This window comes from Salinisphaera sp. T5B8 (assembly GCF_040361255.1).
Lineage (GTDB): Bacteria > Pseudomonadota > Gammaproteobacteria > Nevskiales > Salinisphaeraceae > Salinisphaera.
This window is the reverse complement of record NZ_APNG01000017.1, coordinates 20,121-38,745: the sequence shown is the minus strand read 5'-3', so window position 1 is coordinate 38,745 and position 18,625 is coordinate 20,121. Positions and strand designations below refer to the sequence as shown.

The window sequence follows — 18,625 nt, the reverse complement described above, 5'->3', positions numbered from 1 at the left end:
GCACGCAACCGATAGCAGATGCCCCTATGAACGGTCTGGCCGAACTGGGTTCGTACACTCTCGCACTCGCGATCGCCGCCGCCCTGCCCGGCCCCGGCATGACGGCCCTGGTGGCACGCAGCATCCGCGGCGGCACGGCATGCGGATTCTCCATGTTGGCCGGGCTGATTTGCGGCGATCTCATCTATCTGACCGCTGCCGTATTCGGCCTCGCCGTCGTTGCGAAAACGTATGCGGACGTCTTTTTATTGATCCGCGTTGGCGCGGCCATCTATCTACTCTGGCTCGCGATCGGGTTCTGGATTCATCGGCCATCCGATATCGACGTCGACGGCGGGATTACAAAAAAGACCCTCGTGGCTTCTTGGAGCACTGGTTTGGCCATTACCCTGGGCAACCCGAAGACGATTGCCTTCTACCTTGCGCTGGTACCGGTCGTCATTTCGCTCGATCAGGTCACAATGACCATTTGGGGGCTATTGCTGGTGCCTGCCACCGTATTCGTGCTGTTAGTCGTCGGCAGCACGTTCGTCGTGGCTGCTGCGCGCGCGCAGCACCTGCTTCGTAGCCAGACCGCCCAGAAGGCGATCTTCAAAACCGCGGCCGTCATCATGGCGATCGCAGCGTTGGGCATGCTCACCGATGTGTTCTGACTCGTGGCGTTCTGTGCTCTAGCGGAACTGACGCTGCTTTCGAACGCGGTCTACGATCAGCTCGGCAAGCGACGAAGCGGCGCGGTTGGCGCGCCCTTCGCTGCGAAACAGCCGTATGTCGATCGACGGCAGTTCGGGCAGTCCCGCCTGGCGGGGGTCGAGGATCTCCAGCTCGGAATCGACCATGCTCGGAATGGCAACGGTGACGGCCAGGCCGGCGACCACGGCCACGCGCAGCGCGCCGAAGGCCTGGCTTTCGTAAGCCGAGCGCCAGGGCAAACCGACGCGGTCGAGCGCTTCCGTCGCGGCGGCACGGAAAGCACAGATCCCCTGCGGCCAAAGGGCCAGCGGTAGTGGCCGGCGTAGATGGGCCGCCGAGCCGGGCGCGACTGCCCACACCAGCGGCTCACGGCGCAGCTGTCGACCGCCCGCCACGCCGGATTCGCGGGTCACGATCGCCATGTCGATAGCGCCTGCCTTGACCTGCTCGACCAGCGTGTCACTGAGCTCGGAGCGCACTTCCATTTCGACCTGCGGATGACGCTCGGCGAACGAGGCGAGCGTTTCCGGCATGTAGAGGGCGAAGTCCGCTGGCAGGCCCAGTCTCACCTTGCCCGCCACTGCGTTCCCCGCGAGCCGGCCTCGCAGTTCGGAATTGAGTCGCAGCATTTCACGCGCATAGCCCAGCGCTTCGCGCCCGGCACGCGTGGGTTCGAGGTGACGCGACGTGCGCGATATCAACGCTACGCCCAGCGCGGCTTCCAGGCGCTGCAGCTGCATGCTGATCGCCGATTGCGAGTAGTTCATCTGTTGTGCGGCCACGGTAAAACTGCCGCTGTCCACGATCGCGACGAAACTCTGCATGGCGTTCAGATCGAGCACCGGGGTGCGCATGGCTTATCAATTTGTTTGATTGATCATTCAATAAATAGCGTTTCACAGATAGATCGTTCAAGTCCATCTTTGCGCCGTAAGCGAGGTCGCCCGAGCCCGGCGTATCTGCCCATTTTCAGCCCAGTTCACAGGATTAACGTTTTGTCGCGGCCGAACAATTGCATTCGACACCCTGCCAACTCACCCGTCGTGCGCATGTTCGGCGAGCGCATCCGGGCGATCGGGACCGGCATATCGCGCGCGCCCGCGCATTCTTCACCGCTCGTCAGCCGGGTAACCGCCTTTGGCAGCGGCTATTCGGGCTGGCAAAACCGTATCGCCCTGGCGGCGTTCGGCCATGCGCAGCCCGAGCGTTTCGGTGTCGAGACGCTACGGGCTGCATTCAGGATTCGCTTGTGTGCGTTGCTGCGGGACAGGCGCGTCATTCATGCAGCTTCAGCCGACGCTGTGCTGGCGTTCGCACACAACGCCAACAGGGACTGACCGATGGCACTCGACCAGAGACCCTATGGCTCCGATGCCCGGCTTCTTGCTTTGGGCCTGGTGGTGGTGCTCATGTGGGGTATCACCGCCTGGCTACGCAAGGTTGCCAGCGATCTGCCGCCGCTGGAGTTGACCGGGCTTGCGATGCTCGCGGCTGCACTCTGCAGCGGTTTGTGGCCGGCTAATCAAGGCGCATTGCGCCGTGCACCGCGTCGGCATCCCTGGTACGCCTGGGTTTTCGTATCGGGCGGTCTACTGGGCGGCGCCGCATTCTACTTTGCGGCGCTCGAGTTCGCGCCCGCCGCGCAGGTTGTGGTGGTGACGTATACCTGGCCGCTGCTGTTTGCCTTGACCAGCGATGCCTATCGCCGGCGCCGGCCGTCGTTGCTGACACTCGTCAGCCTGCTACTTGGCCTCGCCGGCGTGGTGGTCATGAACGGCGGCGTCGAACCGCCATCGGGATCGGCTTGGGTTGGCTATGTCGCGGGGCTGCTCGCCGGCTTGAGCTGGGTCGCCTACTCGTTGTTCCAACAAGTCTACGAACGCGAGCTCAAATATGATTTGCCCGTGTTCTTTCTGGCCGCTGGCGTGCTGTCGCTGACGGTGCAAGCAATGCTCGGCACCGGTCTTGTCTGGCCACGCGCGTGGACGGCGTATGCCGCGGCCGGCGTTCTCGGCGCCGGGCCCTACGGACTGGGGTTCATCGGCTGGGGCCACGTGGTACGAAACGGCAATCCGCGTGTGATCCCGACATTACCCTATGCCGTACCGGCCGTGTCCGCGCTAGCGCTCGTACTCGCCGGCGATACACAACCGTCCCTGACCTTGTTTGCTGGCTGTTTTCTCGCGTTGACGGGTTGTATTAGCGCGTTCCATCAGCGATCGAGTCGGCTATCGGGCGCCGTTCGCCAACAACGACCAGCCGCGGCCCATCGCCGTAAGCGCTCATGCCAGGAGGCCGGCCACCGCGCGAGTTAAACGGCGTACCAGCCGGGCCCACACGCGCGGCGCGGCGACACGTATTCCAATAAAGAATGGGTCGACGCTAACCGAGCGTCGGCAGCACCGCGACCAGCAGCCGCTCGATATCGGCCATACCCTGGGCGAGCGTGGCCTCGATTTCGGCATGGATGGCCGTGCCACCGCTACGCCCGGCGGCCTTGTTGACCACGACCGCGCAGCAGGCATAGTCGAGGCCGGCTTCGCGGGCGAGCGCGGCTTCGGGCATGCCGGTCATGCCGACGATGTCGCAGCCGTCGCGGGCCATGCGGTCGATTTCGGCCGCCGTTTCCAGGCGCGGCCCCTGCGTGACGCCGTGTACGCCGCCCGCGGCCGGGTCGAGATCGAGTTCGGTGGCGGTGCTTACGAGCGCTTTCGACAACCCGGCGTCGTAAGGCTCGGTGAAGTCGATATGATCGAGCAGCCCGCCTTCGGGGGCGTCGTAGAAGCTATGCGCCCTACCCCAGCTGTAGTCAATGATCTGATCGGGGATGACGATCCGCCCGGCGCGCATGGCCTCGGTGATGCCGCCGACCGCGGCGATGGCGATCACCTGCTTGCAGCCGGCATCGGCCAGTGCCCGGATGTTGGCGCGGTAGTTGATGCGGTGCGGGGCCAGCTTGTGGCCTGGGCCGTGGCGCATGACGAAGCACACCGAGCGGCCGGCGAGATGGCCGCGTACCAGCGGCCCGGAGGGCGTGCCCCAGGGCGTGTCGATATCGGAGTGGGTTTCGGCAGCCTCCAGCGCGGCCAGATCGGCTAGCGCGGTGCCACCGATGATGCCGATGGGCGCGGTGTCGGTTTCGCTCATATGCGACGCATCCAATAGGAAGGCGGGCGGCACGTCTTGCGACGGCCGCGCACTTCAGCCGCCGTGCTTGGGATGGGTGTCGCCGTCGACGGCGTAAACGGCCGGCAGCTGGCGGAAATAGCCCTTGTAGTCCATGCCCGCACCGAAGACGTAGCGGTCTTCGATCTCGGCGCCGACGATATCGGCATGCACACCGGGCGTGCAGCGATCGTGGTTCTTGCGTAGCAGCATGGCCGTGGTCACCGAGGCCGCGCCCTGGGCTTCGATGGCGTTGATGATGGCTTCCAAGGTGTGCCCTTCATCGAGGATGTCGTCGATGATGCACACATGGCGGCCGTCCAGACGCAGCCCGGGGCTGACCTTCCAGACCAACTCACCACCGCTGGTTTCGCCGCGATACCGCGTGGCGTGCAGGTAATCCAGCTCGAAGGCAAAATCCAGCCGCTTGGTGATTTCGGCGGTCGGATGCATGCCGCCGAACATCACGCACATCATGATCGGCGCCTTGTCGGCCAGCTGTGCGGTGATCTGCTCGGCCATACGGTCGTAGCAGGCATCCAGCTCGGCTGTATCGATCAAACAGTCGGCATTCGCGCGTACCGCGCAGGCCTCGTCGTAACGTTCGGAATCAAAACCGCTCATGCTTCGCCTTCTTCGGTCGGGCTATCCGGGCCCTGGGTGGAGGTATAGCCACGTGTCTTTTCACGCGTGATCGCTCGATCGCGCTCGGATTGTACCTTCTCGGTGTCGATCTCTTCTTCCCGATCGTCATCTTCATCGCGCTCGGCGCGTGCGAAGTGTACGGCCTCGGGCACGTGCATGGTGGTCGTCGGGTAGGCAATCGCCGCACCATGATCACGCACGACATCCTGCACACGCTGCAATACGCTTTGCTTGATGGCCAGGAATTCGGCCCAGTCCGTGGTGTAGGTATAGCAATACACCAACAGGTTGAGCGCGCTTTCGCCAAGGCTATCGAGATAGGTGAGAATCACCTGATCGCTATCGATGGCCTCGTCTTCGTCGAGCATCTCGCGCACCGCTTCGACGATATCCGGTATCGCCGCGGCGTCGTCGTAGCGCACGGCGACCGTTTCCATGATGCGCCGATGACTCATGCGCGACGGGTTTTCCAGCGCCACGTTGGAAAACACCGCATTGGGGACATACAACGGACGCATGTCGAAACGCCGCACGGTCGTCGCGCGCCAGCCGATCGCCTCGACCGTGCCTTCGATATCCCGATCCGGCGAGCGTATCCAGTCGCCCACCGAAAACGGCCGATTCAGATAGATGGTCAAGCCACCAAAGATATTGGCCAGTACATCGCGGGCGGCAAAACCCAGGGCGATACCGCCGATACCGGAAAACGCGAGCAATGCCGAGGGCGATACGCCGAAGACCTGCATGATCATCAGTGCGGCGGTGATCAGGGTCGCAATACGCAGCAGCTTGCCGATAGCATCCGCGGTGGTGGCGTCGATTGCGTTGTCGCGCCCGGCCGCGCGCGCCAGCGCGTTGGCGCCGACCGAGCGGATCATGCGGAACACGAACCAGGTAAACAGCGCGACCAGAATCACGCCGCGCACCTCCGGTACGTATTCCAGCCAGGCCAGCCCGTCTTCGGGGCGTGAGATGCGGATCGCCATCGACAGACCGATGACCCAGATCAGCCCCTGAACCGGCCCGTTGACGCTGTAGTAGATCGCGTCGTCCCAGATATTGGGGCTTTTTTCCACGCGCCGGCGCAGACAACCCAGCAGCCAGCGCGTGAGCAGGTCGGCCAGGCCCGTGATCATTACGATGCCGAACACATCGAGCGCCACGCCCCATTGTTCATGCAGACGCTGGTACTCGCTAATCAGCGTCTGTAGCCATCCCCAATCCGGCATAGGTCAGCGTCCGTCGTTGTATCCGTCGGCCAGCTGCGCGTTGAGCGCCACCGCGTTCTGCCAGCGCGCGTTTTCCGCTAGCGGCCGGGCCGGCTGCTCTAGCCTGCCACAACGCGTATGCAGGGCCTGGCGGCGCGCAGCCGACGCATCGTCATCGATACGCACGACATCGAGCAAGGCCAGAGCCGCCGCCCGGTCGTTGCAGATCGGCAGGTAATCGCAGCCGGCCTGCTGGGCGCGGCGGGCACGCTCGGCGAAATCGCCGATCGCCGCAGCACCGCCCATACTCAGATCGTCGCAGAACACACAGCCGTCAAAGCCGTAGTCGCCGCGCAGAATCTCGTTGATCCAGCGGGGCGACAGGCTGGCGGGCAGGTCGTCGACGGCCGGATAACGCACATGCGCCATCATCAGCGAATCCAGTCCATGCTTGATGAGCGCACCGTAGGGCGCCATGTCTTCGGCCAGGTCGGTCCGGTCGCGTTCGTCCACCGGCAGCTCGGCATGCGAGTCGGCGACCACATAACCGTGGCCGGGGAAATGCTTGGCGGTACTGGCACTGCCGGCATCGCGCAGCCCTTCCCCCAGCGCCTGCGCCAGCGCGCCCACCGTGGCCGCGTCGCCTGAGAAGGCGCGATCGCCGATTACCGTCGAGGCGCCATAGTCGAGATCGACCACCGGTGCGAGCGGCATGTCCACGCCGACCTGCGCCAGCTCCGTGGCCAGCAGCCAGCCGATTTCGCGGGCGGCGTGCAGGCCCGCTGCCTGGTCGCGCGCGGCCAGCGCGCCGATCGCCCGCATCGGCACCACGCGGGTGAAATGATCGCGAAAGCGCTGTACGCGCCCGCCCTCCTGATCGGCCACGATGAGCAGGTTCGGGCGCGCGCGACGCATGGCGGCGGTCAACTCGGCGAGCTGGGCCGGATCTTCGTAGTTACGGGTAAAAATGATCGCACTGCCCACGGCGGGATGGGCCAGCAGCTGTTCATCCTCGCGGCTGAGCGCGGTACCCGAGACATCGACCATCAACGGACCCGGCCGTTGAAGCGTTTCACTCATGTATCAGAACCTTTGTGCCGACATCGACACGCTCGAACAGATCGATTACATCGCTGTTGGACATGCGAATACAGCCCATCGAGCCGGGCTTGCCCATCACCGCTGTATCCGCCGCACCGTGGATATAGATGAAACGGCGCATGCTGTCCATCGCGCCCAGACGGTTGCGCCCGATCTCTTCGCCACACAGCCAGAGAATGCGCGACAGAATCCAGTCTTCACGCGGGGCGGACTGTGCCAGTTCCAGCGAATAGATTTCGCCGGTCGGCCGGCGCGCCTTGAAGACGGTGCCCGGCGGCGCGCCCGCACCAATCTTGGCGCGAATACGATGCTTGCCGCGCGGCGTCTGATGGCTGCCTTCGAACTCACCACCGCCCTTAGTGGCCGTGGACACGTCGTATTTTTTGATTTCGTGGTCACGTTCGTCGAGCAGCGTGAGCGTTTGCCCATGCAGGTCGATATCGATATGCACGTTGGTGGGCGTTTGCATCACGCCCCCCATTGCGAATAGGGCGCGAACGCCAACGCATGGTTGTAGTAGCGCTTGTCGTGGGTGACTTCCGCGCCCACCCAGTCCGGGCACTCGAAGTCTTCGTCGACATGGGACAGCTCAATTTCGGCCACCACCAGCGGCGCGTTTTCGCCCCCGAACACATCCACTTCCCAGGTATGCGCGCCGTGGGCCACCCAATGGCGTGTCTTGAGCACCGGCGGCGCCACACACAGGGTGGCCAGCATTTCGCGCGCCTCGGCGAGCGGGATCTCGTATTCGTATTCCGCACGCGTCGTACCCACGCGTGCGGCCTTTATATTGAGATTGGCCTGCTCACCTTCAATACGCACACGCACCGATGCCGGCCCGTCACCGCAGAGATAGCCCTGCTGGAAATCCCGGCTGGCGTAGGCCTGTGCGCGCCAATCGTCGTTGCGAACAAGAAACTTGTGTTCGATTTCTGTGGCCATGGCTGTTCCTGTCACGAAAAAACGCAGCGTGGGCCGCTACGTCACCCGTGCGTGCCCTGCTTGACGAAAACCGCCATCGATTCGACATGGGCGGTATGCGGAAACATGTCCATTACGCCCGCATGGGTCAATCGGTAGCCATACCGATGTACGAGCTCGCCGGCATCCCGCGCGAGCGTAGCCGGATGACAGGAACAGTAGACGATACGCTCGGCACCGGTCGCAGCAATCGATTCCAGCATTTCGGCTGCCCCCGAACGCGGCGGGTCGATGAGCACACGATCGACCTTTTCCTGGCGCCACGCCGCGTCTTCCGGTGGCTCGAACAGATTGGCGACATGCGCTTCGATGTTATCCGCGCCGTTGCGGCGTGCATTGTCACGCGCACGCTCGACCAGGCCGGCCTCGCCTTCCACGGTAATCACGCGCCGGGCCTTGCGCGCCAGCGGCACGGAGAAATTACCCAGGCCCGAGAACAGCTCGAGCACATCGTGCGACGCATCGACATCCAGCAGTTCCAGCGCCTGGTCGATCATGCGGGCATTGATGCCGGCATGAATCTGCACGAAATCGTTGGGCTTGAAATACAGCCGTGCATCCCAGGCCGGCAACTCGTAATAGAGCGCCGGCGCATCGCCGTCGAGCGGTGCGATGGTGTCTTCGTTGCCTGGCTGCAGATAGATGGAGAAATCGAAGCGCTCACCGAATTCACGCAGGCGCGCCCGATCGGCCTCGGTCGGCTCATCGAGCACCCGAAAGACGAGCGCAATGGCGTTATCGCCGGCGGCGACTTCAATCTGCGGCAGGCGTTCGCGTATCGACAGACCGTCGATGAGCGCGGCCAGATCGGTCAGGCGATTACCTACCGGCGCGACCAGTACCTCGCAACGCTTGAGCAGCGCGATGAACGGCGCACCGCGCTCGCGAAAACCCACCAGTGTGCCGCCCTTCTTTTCGACGTATTTCACGCCCAGGCGCGCGCGCCGGCGATAGCCCCAGCGGGTATCCACCAACGGTGCGAGCACGGTATCCGGCTCGACCTTGCCGACCCGCTCGAGCGCGGCCAGGAGTTGGCCCTGCTTGAATTCGAGCTGGGCGTCCTCGCCTGCGTGCTGAAGCGCGCAACCGCCGCACAGGCCGAAATGGGCACAACGTGGGGTGACGCGTTTATCCGATGCCGAAAACAGGGTTTCGAGCGCGGCTTCCTCGTACTTCTTCTTCTGCTTGGTGGGCCGGTAGAGCGCCTGCTCACCTGGCAAGGTGTCCGCGACGAATATCGCCTTGCCGTCGACATGACCGACGCCGCGGGCGTTACTGGCCAGATCCACGATATCGACGAGCCCCCGATCGGCCGGCTTACGCCGGCGTTGGCGACGACTCATCGGATTACATGCCTGACGCAGCGCGACGCGGCGCCCAGCAACCGATACGACACCCCGCTCACGGTTTGTCGTAGACGCCGGTCGACAGATAGCGATCGCCGCGATCGCAGATGATCATGGCGATGGTGGCGTTTTCCACCTCGCGAGCAACGCTCAATGCCGCGAACACGCTGCCGCCCGACGACGGCCCGGCGAAGATGCCTTCTTCACGAGCCAGACGTTTCATGGCGGTTTCGGCGTCTGCCTGTTCCACGTCGATGACACGGTCCACGCGTTCGGGTTCGAATATCTTGGGCAGATATTCCTCGGGCCAGCGCCGGATGCCCGGTATCTTGGATTCGCCCGCCGGCTGCACGCCAATGATCTGGATATCGGGATTCTGCTCCTTGAGATAGCGCGAGCAACCCATGATGGTGCCGGTCGTGCCCATGGTGGCCACGAAATGGGTGATCTGCCCGTTCGTGGCCTGCCACAGCTCGGGGCCGGTGGTTTCGTAGTGGGCGCGCGGGTTGTCCGGGTTGGCGAATTGATCGAGCACCAGCCCCTTGCCGTCGCGCTGCATTTCGGCGGCCAGATCGCGTGCGCCTTCCATGCCCTCGGCCTCGGACACGGAGATGATCTCGGCGCCATAAGCGCGCATCGAGGCACGCCGCTCCTCGCTCATGTTCTCCGGCATGATCAGCACCATGCGATAGCCCTGCATGGCCGCGACCATGGCCAGCGCGATGCCGGTATTGCCGGAGGTGGCTTCGATGAGCGTATCGCCGGGTTTGATATCGCCGCGTTCGGCGGCGCGCCGGATCATGCTGTAGGCCGGGCGGTCCTTGACCGAACCGGCCGGGTTGTCGCCTTCAAGCTTGGCCAGCAGCGTGTTCGAGGCATGGGCCGAATAGCTTTCGGGCAGACGTTGCAGCCGGGTCAGCGCGCTCTGGCCAACGAAATGATCGAGCGTCGGATAACTGTTCTTTCTATTCATTGGCGAAGTTTAGGGCTTGTTGCCGTTTCATGCGAGTCCGTGCCAAGCGCTGGCAACGCCGGCCACGGCGCGGGAATGACCGAGAAAAGAGGGATCGCGTTGCGCCACTCAACTAGCGCAACGCACGCCGCCCGGCATCCATGGCCGCACGCATTTCGCGCACCGCTTCGGCCAGGCCGACGAATACCGCATCGGCAATCAGGGCATGGCCGATATTGAGCTCCTCGATCGCCTCGATTGCCGCAATGGCGCCCACGTTGTCGCGGGTCAGCCCATGGCCGGCATGGACCTGAATGCCCAATTGTCGCGCCTGCGCGGCGGCCGTCACGATCCGTTCGAGCTGGCGATCACGCTCGCCGTCGTCGGTGGCATCGGCATAGGCGCCGGTATGCAGTTCAATGAAACCCGCGCCGGCCTCGGCCGCGGCCGCGATCTGCGGGCGCTCGGGGTCGATGAACAATGACGCCTGAATTCCGGCGCCCTGGAGTCGGTGCAGCGCACTGCGTACCGCCTCGATCTGGCCGGCCACGTCCAGGCCGCCTTCGGTGGTGAGTTCCTCGCGCTTTTCCGGAACGAGACAGGCATCGCGCGGCTTGAGCCGCTCGGCGATCGCCAGCATCTCGTCAGTGAGCGCCATCTCCAGGTTCACCGGCACGTCACCGGCGGCGGTGAGCGCTTCGACATCGGCATCGTGGATATGACGCCGGTCTTCACGCAGGTGCACGGTAATACTGTCGGCCCCGGCTGCCATGGCCGCGCGCGCGGCTTCGGCCACGTCCGGATAGTGGGTGCCACGCGCCTGGCGCAGTGTGGCCACGTGATCCACGTTCACGCCCAGACGCAGGGGTGCATGGCCGGTACGGGTTTCGGTCATTTTTGGTCTCCGGAAGACGGATGATCGGGCTTGGTCGGCGTCACCTGTGACGCCTTGAATGCCTGCATTGCTTTGAGCGTTTGCACGGATTTCAAGGGTTGCGGTCCAAGATGCGGTGCGATCGCCCGTTGCATGAGAACTCGGGCAGCGTGCACGTCGGATCGCCCGCCAAAGCGTCCGCTGACCAGTCCCTGTAGCGCACTGCCCGCAACGGCGACTTCATCTTCATCTACAGGCCCGAGACGCCGCCGCAGACCCAGTTCAGGCGCGTAGACGTATTCGAGTGTGGCCTCGACCGGCTCGCCGGTATCGCTGGTGATATCCAAAGGCACGCCGTAACCCAGTTCGTCGAGCAGATCGCGCTCGAAAAAACGCAGGGCCACCACCGCCGGTGCCCCGTCGTCGAGCGCGACCAGTAGTGCGGCGAGGCTGTCGTGAATCGCGGCATGCGGATCGTCGCGGGCGGTCAGGCGCATGACCAGTTCACTGGCATAGAATCCCGCCATCAACGCGTTGCCGGCCAGCGTATGCCGACGCGTGGTTTCGACATCGGTCAACGTATACAGCTCGCCGCGCCCGGACCAGGACAACTGCAACGCGGCCAGCGGTTCCAGCAGTCCGCGCCAGCGCGACTTGGGCCGGCGCGCGCCCTTGGCCACCACGCCGATGCGCCCATGCTCACGCGAGAATGCCTCGACGATGAAACTCGTGTCACGCCATGCACGGCGATGCAGCACGATCGCGGGGGTTAACTCAATACGCATAATCGAACACAGAACGCACCGCTGCCGGCGAATCGCAGCCAATATAAGCCAGATCAATCCGTCGAGTCGTATACCGCTGCTTTATCGGCGAATAGACGCCCATTAGCCGCAAATAAAACTTCACTGATATATGAGCGGATCAGCCGATTACGCTAAAAAATCTTGTCCGCGAATGAACGCGAATAAACGCAAATTGAATCCGTATGAGTGCAACGCCGCGGGTAACCGCCGCGCCGCCCCTACCCGCCGGGCTCGCCAATGACGCCCTCGTATTGCCTTTGTCTTATTCGCGTTCATTGGCGTTCATTTGCGGACCGCAACTTCTTTCAAACCCGAAACACACCACGCCGTGTAACGGGCTTGCGGCGGTAATCGCCGCTTCGGGTGAGACTCAAACAGCTTCTTCGCGAACGAACGCAAATTGAATTCAGATTGATGGCAGACCACGCGTATACACCGCGAGTCATCCGGCCCGCCAGGCTCGCTCATGACGCACTCGCATTGCCCTTGTCTTATTCGCGTGTCTTCGCGTTTATTTGCGGATCACCGGCTTGCTTGAGAACGGCCGACCGAGTTTATGCATAATCAAGTTGGCGCTGATTTGCGGATAACCGCCGTCGGAAAGCGGCGGTCAGTGCCCCAGGTCACGTACGCTGGCTTCGCTGTCGATCCAGTTTTCGCGCACCTTGACCCACAGGCGCAGATCCACACGATGCTGCAGGCGATCGACCAGGTCCAGGCGGGCGGCACGGCCGATTTTTTTGAGCATGGCCCCGCCCTTGCCGATCACCATGGCCTTGTGGTTTTCGCGCGATACCCAGATACAGGCATGGATTTCGATCTGCTCGCCGCCCTGCTCGAAGCGTTCGATTTCCACCGCGGCCGAATACGGCAGTTCCTGCTGCATGTACATCGTGAGCTTTTCACGCACCGTTTCCGCGGCGATGAAGCGCAGATTGCGGTCGGTGTATTCATCCTCGGGAAACAGGAACGGGCCTTCGGGCATGCGCTGTGCGCACTCGGCGACCACGGAATCCAGATTCTTGTGTTTTTGTGCGGATACGGGCGCGATAAAGGCGAATTCGCGGCGTGCGTTCATCTGCTCGATGAACGGCAGCAGTTCGGCCTTGTCGGCCACCCGGTCGACCTTGTTGATGACCAGGCCCACGGGCGTGCGAATCGAGGCCAGACGTTCGAGCGCGGCCGCATCTTCGGCGCGCCATTGGCCCGCTTCGACCACGAACAGCACCACATCGATACCGGCCAGGCTCGACATCGCGGTTTCATTGAGCACGCGGTTGAGCGCGCTGCGCTGGCCGGTATGCAGCCCGGGTGTGTCCACCAGCGCGATCTGCAAACCCGGCTGGGTGAGCACACCGATAATGCGGTGGCGCGTGGTCTGCGGCTTGGGGGTGACGATGCTCACCTTCTCGCCCACCAGCGCATTGACCAGCGTCGATTTGCCGACGTTGGGCCGACCCACCAGGGCGACCATGCCGCTGCGGGTCGTGGAGGTATCGCTCATCAATTCCTGTCCTTTGCTGTCATGAGTCGGCGCCGAGTTGTGCCAGCATGCGCCGGGCGGCGTCCTGTTCGGCCTTGCGCCGGCCACCGCCCTCGCCGTCGACGCTGTCGCCGCTATCGGTCAGTCGGCAACGCGAAACGAAATGCTGGCAATGATCGGCGCCGCTGACCTCCACCAGTTCGTATTCGGGGCGGCTGCGTGCACGCGCCTGCAGCCACTCCTGCAAACGGGTCTTGGCGTCCTTGAGACTCGCCGCACTGGGTAGATTGGCGAGGCGTTTTGCATATAGATGCAGGATGACCTTCTGCACGGCCGCGAACCCGGCTTCGCAATAGATTGCGCCCAACAGGGCTTCCACGCCGTCGGCCAGAATCGAGGCACGCCGACGGCTGCCGTTGCGCATTTCGCCCGGCCCGAGCACGATCGCCGCACCGAGTTCGATCTCGCCGGCAATCGCCGCCAATGTGTTTTCTCTAACCAGCGAAGCGCGCAGACGCGACAGATCGCCTTCCGGGGCGTCCGCGCATTGTTCGAACAGCGCGGCTGCGATGGTGAAATTGAGCACGCCATCGCCCAGAAACTCGAGGCGCTCGTTGTGGTCGGTGTCGGCGCTGCGATGGGTCAGCGCGCGATTGAGCAGTGACCGATCGCGAAACGCGTAGTCCAGATGTTGCTCGAGCGCGGCGCGCGCCTGTTCGCGATTGGTATCACTCGGCCCCATTGTTACCGGTCAACAGCGCTTTTTCCTCGAATGAATAGACCATGGACACATTGAACAGCAGCGGGCGGCGCACTTCATAGGCCACCGAAATCTCGCGCCCACCGCCGGCCACGCGACTCACCGCCACGTCGCGGCCGGTGAGGTTGTCGACATAGCCGGCATCGAAGCGCCGCTGGATCGCCTGCTGGATCGCGGCGGCCGGCGCAGTCTTGAGCTTGGGCTGCTCGGCGGCCCATTCGATGGTTTCGCGAATATCGTAGGCGGTCAGATAGACCGGCACGCTCTTGATCGCGACCAGCAACAGCAGACCGAGGGTGAACAGCACATAGATCAGCGACCACATCGTCAGCCCGTGTTGGCGGTTAACGGCGGTCAAGGCATTGGAACGAGGTTTTGCGGTGGCTTGCAACATATCGCGCTCGACTGGGTTTTATCCGTTATCGGCCCTTCAGTGGAGAATATGACCGATCCGCGAAAAGCGCACGTCGAATTCCGAGAAATCCACGCTCATCCAGATCATGAAGGCCTTGCCGACGAGATTCTGCTCCGGCACGAACCCCCAGACACGTGAATCGGCGCTGTTGTCGCGATTGTCGCCCATCACGAAATACTTGTTCTGCGGCACCGTGACACTGATATCCGGCCCGCGCCGCCCGTCCACCTGCAGGACCGGATGTTTCATGCCTTCAGGCAGGGTTTCCATGAACTCGTGCATCGTCGACAGCGCATCGGCGTCGGGCCCGTCATAGACGCCCATCTGCTCGAGTTCGACCGGCTCACCGTTGATGAACAGATGCTCATCGGCATAGGTGATCTGATCGCCGGGCATGCCGATCACGCGTTTGATGTAGTCCTTGGTGGGGTCGGGCGGATAGCGAAATACCACCACATCCCCGCGTTCAGGTTCGCCCAGGTCGAGAAACTTGGTATGAAACACCGGCGCGCGCAGGCCGTAGCTGAATTTGTTGACGAGCACGAAATCGCCCACCAGCAGTGTGGGCACCATGGACTTGGAGGGAATCCGGAACGGTTCGAATACGAACGCGCGCAGCAGCAATACCGCCAGCAGCACCGGAAAAAACGACCGTGCGAACTCGATGAAGCCATTGGGCTCCTGGTGCTCGTTGCGCTTGGGCGCGAGCACCAGCCGATCGATGAGCCAGATGATGCCCGTCGCGATGGTGGCGATCGCGAGCCAGGCTTCGAAGTCCATATGCACGTTGTTCATGGTCGACTAGTCCGAATCGTCGGTCGACAGCACGGCAAGAAACGCTTCCTGCGGAATTTCCACGCTACCGACCTGCTTCATGCGCTTCTTGCCTTCTTTCTGCTTTTCGAGCAGCTTGCGCTTGCGCGATACGTCGCCGCCGTAGCATTTGGCGGTGACGTTCTTGCGCATGGCCTTGACCGTCGAGCGCGCGACGATGCGCGTGCCGATCGCGGCCTGAATAGCCACATCGAACATCTGGCGCGGCACGATCTTCTTGAGCTTTTCGACCAGAATCTTGCCGCGCTCGTAGGCCTTGTCGCGATGCACGATATGCGCGAGCGCATCCACCGCTTCACCGTTGATCAATACATCCAGACGCACCAGCTGTGCGGCCTGAAACCGGGCGAAATCGTACTCGAAAGAAGCAAAGCCGCGCGATACCGATTTCAGCCGGTCGAAGAAGTCGAGCACGACCTCCGACAGCGGCAGATCGAAGTTCATGGCCACGGAATTGCCCATGTAGTTCATGTCTTTCTGCACGCCGCGCTTTTCCATGCACAGCTGCAACACCGGGCCGACATACTCCTGCGGCATGAGAATGCTGGCATGGATGATCGGCTCGCGTATTTCCTCGATCTCGCCTACGCTCGGCAGCGATTGCGGGTTGCTGATCGCCTGCACCTCGCCCGAGGTGGTGAGCACCTCGTAGACCACCGTCGGCGCAGTGGTGATCAGGTCCAGGCCATACTCGCGCTCCAGGCGCTCCTGCACGATTTCCATGTGCAGCATGCCCAGAAAGCCGATCCGGAAGCCGAACCCCAGCGCCGCCGAGGTCTCCGGTTCGTAGTTGAGCGAGGAATCGTTCAGGCGCAGCTTGGACAGCGCATCGCGAAAATCCTCGTAATCGTCCGAATTAACGGTAAAAACGCCCGCGAACACCCGCGGCTGCACCTGCTTGAAACCGGGCACGCGCTCGGCACAGGGGGCATGCGCATGGGTGAGCGTATCGCCCACCGGCGCACCGTCGATATCCTTGATGCCGGCAATCACATAGCCGACTTCGCCGACTTCGAGCGCATCCAGGGCTTTCTTCTTGGGCGTAAAGATGCCGATATCGTCGACCTGATATTCGCGCCCGGTGGACATCACCTTCATACGATCGCCCTTGGCCAGCCGGCCATTGCGAATCCGCACCAGCGATACCACGCCCAGATAGTTGTCGAACCACGAATCCACGATCAGCGCCTGCAGCGGCGCCTCCGGATCGCCTTCCGGCGGCGGAATCCGACGGATAATCGCTTCCAGCACCTCGGTGATGCCTTCGCCAGACTTGGCCGAACACAGCAGCCGATCGGTGGCATCGATACCGATGACGTCTTCGATCTGCTGGGCCACGCGGTCGGGATCGGCCGCGGGCAGATCGATCTTGTTGAGCACGGGCAGGACTTCGAGATCCTGCTCGATCGCGGTATAGGTATTGGCCACGCTCTGGGCTTCCACGCCCTGGGAGGCGTCGACCACCAGCAGCGCGCCTTCGCAGGCGAATAACGACCGCGACACCTCGTAGGAGAAATCGACATGCCCGGGCGTGTCGATGAAATTCAGCGTGTAGGTTTCGCCGTCGGCCGCTTCATAATCGAGCGTGACCGCCTGGGCCTTGATGGTGATCCCGCGCTCGCGCTCGAGATCCATCGAGTCAAGCACCTGCTCGGCCATTTCGCGCTCGGTGAGCCCGCGGCACGCCTGGATGAAACGATCCGCGAGCGTGGATTTGCCGTGGTCGATATGGGCGATGATGGAAAAGTTACGTATGCGTGATTGCATCAGGACTTCGCTGCGGCGCGCGATGGCGACATAAAACAATCGCCCCGGCATAAACCGGGGCGATGCGATCAGACTAGAGTATACGCGCTCAACGGCGCGCGTTTCAGCCGGCCGGCCCTCGGGTCATTCGTTTTTCGGCCGCATGGCCAGATAAAGCCGGGTGCCATCGCGCCAGACCAGCAGCGCGACCGCGCCGTCGGCCTTGTCGAGCGCCTTGCGCAGCGAGGCTGCGTCTTCGACATGACGCGACCCGACCGCGAGCACGATATCGCCGGGCTCGATACCTGCACGCGCGCCCGGACCATCGGCGACCTCGGTAACGCGCACACCGCCCTGTTCGAGCCCCAGCTCGCGCCGGGCCGCCGTATCCAGCGATTCCAGCGTCAGGCCATACGGCTGCTCGGCCGGTTTTTCGGCCTCTGGCGCTTGTGTGGCCGCGGCCAGATCCTTGGGCAACTTCTCGATCGTGACATCGATATTTTCGCGCTCGCCGTCGCGCAGCACGGTCACGCTCGCGCTCTTGCCCGGCGCGACCGTGCCCACCAGCGGCGGCAATGACGCGGCCGAATCGACCGGCTGATCGTTGAACGAAAGGATGACATCACCCGCCTCGAGGCCAGCGGCTTCGGCCGGACTGTCGGGCATGACACGTGCAACCAGCGCGCCTTCCGGGCGTTTGAGCTTGAAGGATTCCGCCAGTTCGCGATCCACATCCTGGATCTGTACGCCCAACCAGCCGCGAGTGACGCTCCCGGTATCGCGTAGTTGCTTGGCCACATCCATGGCGATATCGATCGGAATCGCGAACGACACTCCCTGATAGCCGCCGGTCTGGCTATAGATCTGCGAATTGATGCCCACGACTTCGCCGGCGAGATTGAACAACGGCCCGCCGGAATTGCCCGGATTGATGGCGACGTCGGTCTGCAAGAACGGTACATACTGATCGCTGGCCAGACTGCGCTGCTTGGCGGATACGATACCGGCGGTCACCGAGGTTTCGAATCCGAACGGCGAACCGATCGCGACCACCCAGGAACCGACCGGCAATTTGTCCGGATCGCCGATCTTGACGGTCGGCAGGTCGGTCGCGTCCACCTTGAGCACCGCCAGGTCGCTATAGCTGTCCTGACCGACGACGTCGGCGATGAGCTGACGCCGATCGTTGAGCTTCACCACGATCTGGCCGGCATTGGCCACCACATGGCGGTTGGTCAGAATATAACCATCCGGGGAAATCACGAAGCCGGAACCCAGCGAGGCATGCGGCGAGCCACCCGGCGGCGGCATCGGCGCCTGCCCGCCCGGGCCCTGCGGCCCTTCTTCGAAGAAACGGCGTAGCCATCCTTCGAGCGGGTTGTCGCCGCCGGCTTCGCCCTCGGCCTGGGTATCCTCCGGTGGCACCGCACTGATATTGACCACGGCCGGCGAAACCTGCTTAACCAGCCCGGTGAAATCCGGCAGTTGCACGCCCGGCGCCGGGGGCGCGGTCGCCGGCGCGGGCTCGTCGTCGCCACAGCCGGCGAGCAGCACGAGGCTCAACAGGACAAGCAGCAGTACCTGCGTAGCACGGTTTCTGGCATTCATGGCGACTC

General features: G+C 63.2%; 20 protein-coding genes. 3 read left to right on the top strand and 17 right to left on the bottom strand.

Annotated elements, in window-relative coordinates:
* Positions 1–26: 26 nt before the first annotated feature.
* Positions 27–653 (top strand): LysE family translocator, encoded by a 627-nt coding sequence (locus T5B8_RS14805; RefSeq protein ID WP_353179994.1) that lies wholly within the window; start codon positions 27–29, stop codon positions 651–653.
* Between the two features lie 18 nt (positions 654–671).
* Here the strand turns inward: T5B8_RS14805 and T5B8_RS14800 are convergent, their stop codons facing one another.
* Positions 672–1,547 carry a LysR substrate-binding domain-containing protein gene (locus T5B8_RS14800; RefSeq protein WP_353179993.1) on the bottom strand — a complete coding sequence of 292 codons (876 nt, stop codon included), beginning with the start codon at positions 1,545–1,547 and terminating at the stop codon, positions 672–674.
* Between the two features lie 141 nt (positions 1,548–1,688).
* Here T5B8_RS14800 and T5B8_RS14795 point away from each other — a divergent pair, with 141 nt between their 5' ends.
* Both T5B8_RS14795 and T5B8_RS14790 read left to right on the top strand, forming a co-directional pair.
* Positions 1,689–2,030: a hypothetical protein gene (locus T5B8_RS14795; RefSeq protein WP_353179991.1), complete on the top strand. Its 342-nt coding sequence runs from the start codon at positions 1,689–1,691 to the stop codon at positions 2,028–2,030.
* 3 nt (positions 2,031–2,033) lie between these two features.
* The gene (locus tag T5B8_RS14790) at positions 2,034–3,008 is read left to right on the top strand and encodes a DMT family transporter (protein ID WP_353179989.1); all 975 of its coding nucleotides are present in this window, start codon (positions 2,034–2,036) and stop codon (positions 3,006–3,008) included.
* Between the two features lie 67 nt (positions 3,009–3,075).
* Here the strand turns inward: T5B8_RS14790 and T5B8_RS14785 are convergent, their stop codons facing one another.
* The 16 genes from T5B8_RS14785 to T5B8_RS14710 form a co-directional block, all read right to left on the bottom strand.
* Positions 3,076–3,840, bottom strand: a complete 765-nt coding sequence (locus T5B8_RS14785; protein WP_353179988.1) for an S-methyl-5'-thioinosine phosphorylase — start codon at positions 3,838–3,840, stop codon at positions 3,076–3,078.
* A 54-nt stretch (positions 3,841–3,894) separates the two neighbouring features.
* Positions 3,895–4,482 (bottom strand): hypoxanthine-guanine phosphoribosyltransferase, encoded by a 588-nt coding sequence (locus tag T5B8_RS14780; RefSeq protein ID WP_353179986.1) that lies wholly within the window; start codon positions 4,480–4,482, stop codon positions 3,895–3,897.
* The gene (locus T5B8_RS14775; protein WP_353179984.1) at positions 4,479–5,732 is read right to left on the bottom strand and encodes a mechanosensitive ion channel family protein; all 1,254 of its coding nucleotides are present in this window, start codon (positions 5,730–5,732) and stop codon (positions 4,479–4,481) included. Before T5B8_RS14775 ends, T5B8_RS14780 begins: the two co-directional genes overlap by 4 nt.
* Positions 5,733–5,735: 3 nt before the next feature.
* On the bottom strand, positions 5,736–6,791 hold the full coding sequence (gene nagZ, locus T5B8_RS14770; protein ID WP_353179982.1) for a beta-N-acetylhexosaminidase: 1,056 nt from the start codon (positions 6,789–6,791) through the stop codon (positions 5,736–5,738).
* A complete protein-coding gene (locus T5B8_RS14765; protein WP_353179980.1) occupies positions 6,784–7,281 on the bottom strand; it encodes a L,D-transpeptidase family protein in 498 nt (165 codons plus the stop codon). Before T5B8_RS14765 ends, nagZ begins: the two co-directional genes overlap by 8 nt.
* Positions 7,281–7,754 carry a CYTH domain-containing protein gene (locus T5B8_RS14760; protein ID WP_353179978.1) on the bottom strand — a complete coding sequence of 158 codons (474 nt, stop codon included), beginning with the start codon at positions 7,752–7,754 and terminating at the stop codon, positions 7,281–7,283. The genes T5B8_RS14765 and T5B8_RS14760 overlap by 1 nt, the downstream gene beginning before the upstream one ends.
* A gap of 41 nt (positions 7,755–7,795) precedes the next feature.
* Positions 7,796–9,136, bottom strand: coding sequence for a 23S rRNA (uracil(1939)-C(5))-methyltransferase RlmD (rlmD, locus tag T5B8_RS14755; protein WP_353179976.1), 1,341 nt, complete (start codon positions 9,134–9,136; stop codon positions 7,796–7,798).
* A gap of 58 nt (positions 9,137–9,194) precedes the next feature.
* Complete coding sequence (gene cysM, locus T5B8_RS14750) at positions 9,195–10,112, bottom strand: cysteine synthase CysM (RefSeq protein WP_353179974.1); 918 nt, start codon at positions 10,110–10,112, stop codon at positions 9,195–9,197.
* 112 nt (positions 10,113–10,224) lie between these two features.
* Positions 10,225–10,986, bottom strand: a complete 762-nt coding sequence (gene pdxJ / locus T5B8_RS14745; RefSeq protein ID WP_353179972.1) for a pyridoxine 5'-phosphate synthase — start codon at positions 10,984–10,986, stop codon at positions 10,225–10,227.
* Positions 10,983–11,750, bottom strand: coding sequence for a DNA repair protein RecO (gene recO, locus T5B8_RS14740; RefSeq protein WP_353179970.1), 768 nt, complete (start codon positions 11,748–11,750; stop codon positions 10,983–10,985). The genes pdxJ and recO overlap by 4 nt, the downstream gene beginning before the upstream one ends.
* A gap of 631 nt (positions 11,751–12,381) precedes the next feature.
* Positions 12,382–13,275 carry a GTPase Era gene (era, locus tag T5B8_RS14735; protein ID WP_353179968.1) on the bottom strand — a complete coding sequence of 298 codons (894 nt, stop codon included), beginning with the start codon at positions 13,273–13,275 and terminating at the stop codon, positions 12,382–12,384.
* Positions 13,276–13,294: 19 nt separating this feature from the next.
* The gene (gene rnc / locus T5B8_RS14730; protein ID WP_353179966.1) at positions 13,295–13,996 is read right to left on the bottom strand and encodes a ribonuclease III; all 702 of its coding nucleotides are present in this window, start codon (positions 13,994–13,996) and stop codon (positions 13,295–13,297) included.
* Positions 13,983–14,339, bottom strand: a complete 357-nt coding sequence (locus T5B8_RS14725) for a DUF4845 domain-containing protein (RefSeq protein WP_353179964.1) — start codon at positions 14,337–14,339, stop codon at positions 13,983–13,985. Before T5B8_RS14725 ends, rnc begins: the two co-directional genes overlap by 14 nt.
* A gap of 105 nt (positions 14,340–14,444) precedes the next feature.
* Positions 14,445–15,224: a signal peptidase I gene (gene lepB, locus T5B8_RS14720; protein ID WP_353179962.1), complete on the bottom strand. Its 780-nt coding sequence runs from the start codon at positions 15,222–15,224 to the stop codon at positions 14,445–14,447.
* A 6-nt stretch (positions 15,225–15,230) separates the two neighbouring features.
* Positions 15,231–17,030 carry a translation elongation factor 4 gene (gene lepA, locus T5B8_RS14715; protein WP_353179960.1) on the bottom strand — a complete coding sequence of 600 codons (1,800 nt, stop codon included), beginning with the start codon at positions 17,028–17,030 and terminating at the stop codon, positions 15,231–15,233.
* A gap of 123 nt (positions 17,031–17,153) precedes the next feature.
* Positions 17,154–18,617, bottom strand: coding sequence for a DegQ family serine endoprotease (locus T5B8_RS14710; RefSeq protein WP_353179958.1), 1,464 nt, complete (start codon positions 18,615–18,617; stop codon positions 17,154–17,156).
* Positions 18,618–18,625: the final 8 nt, after the last annotated feature.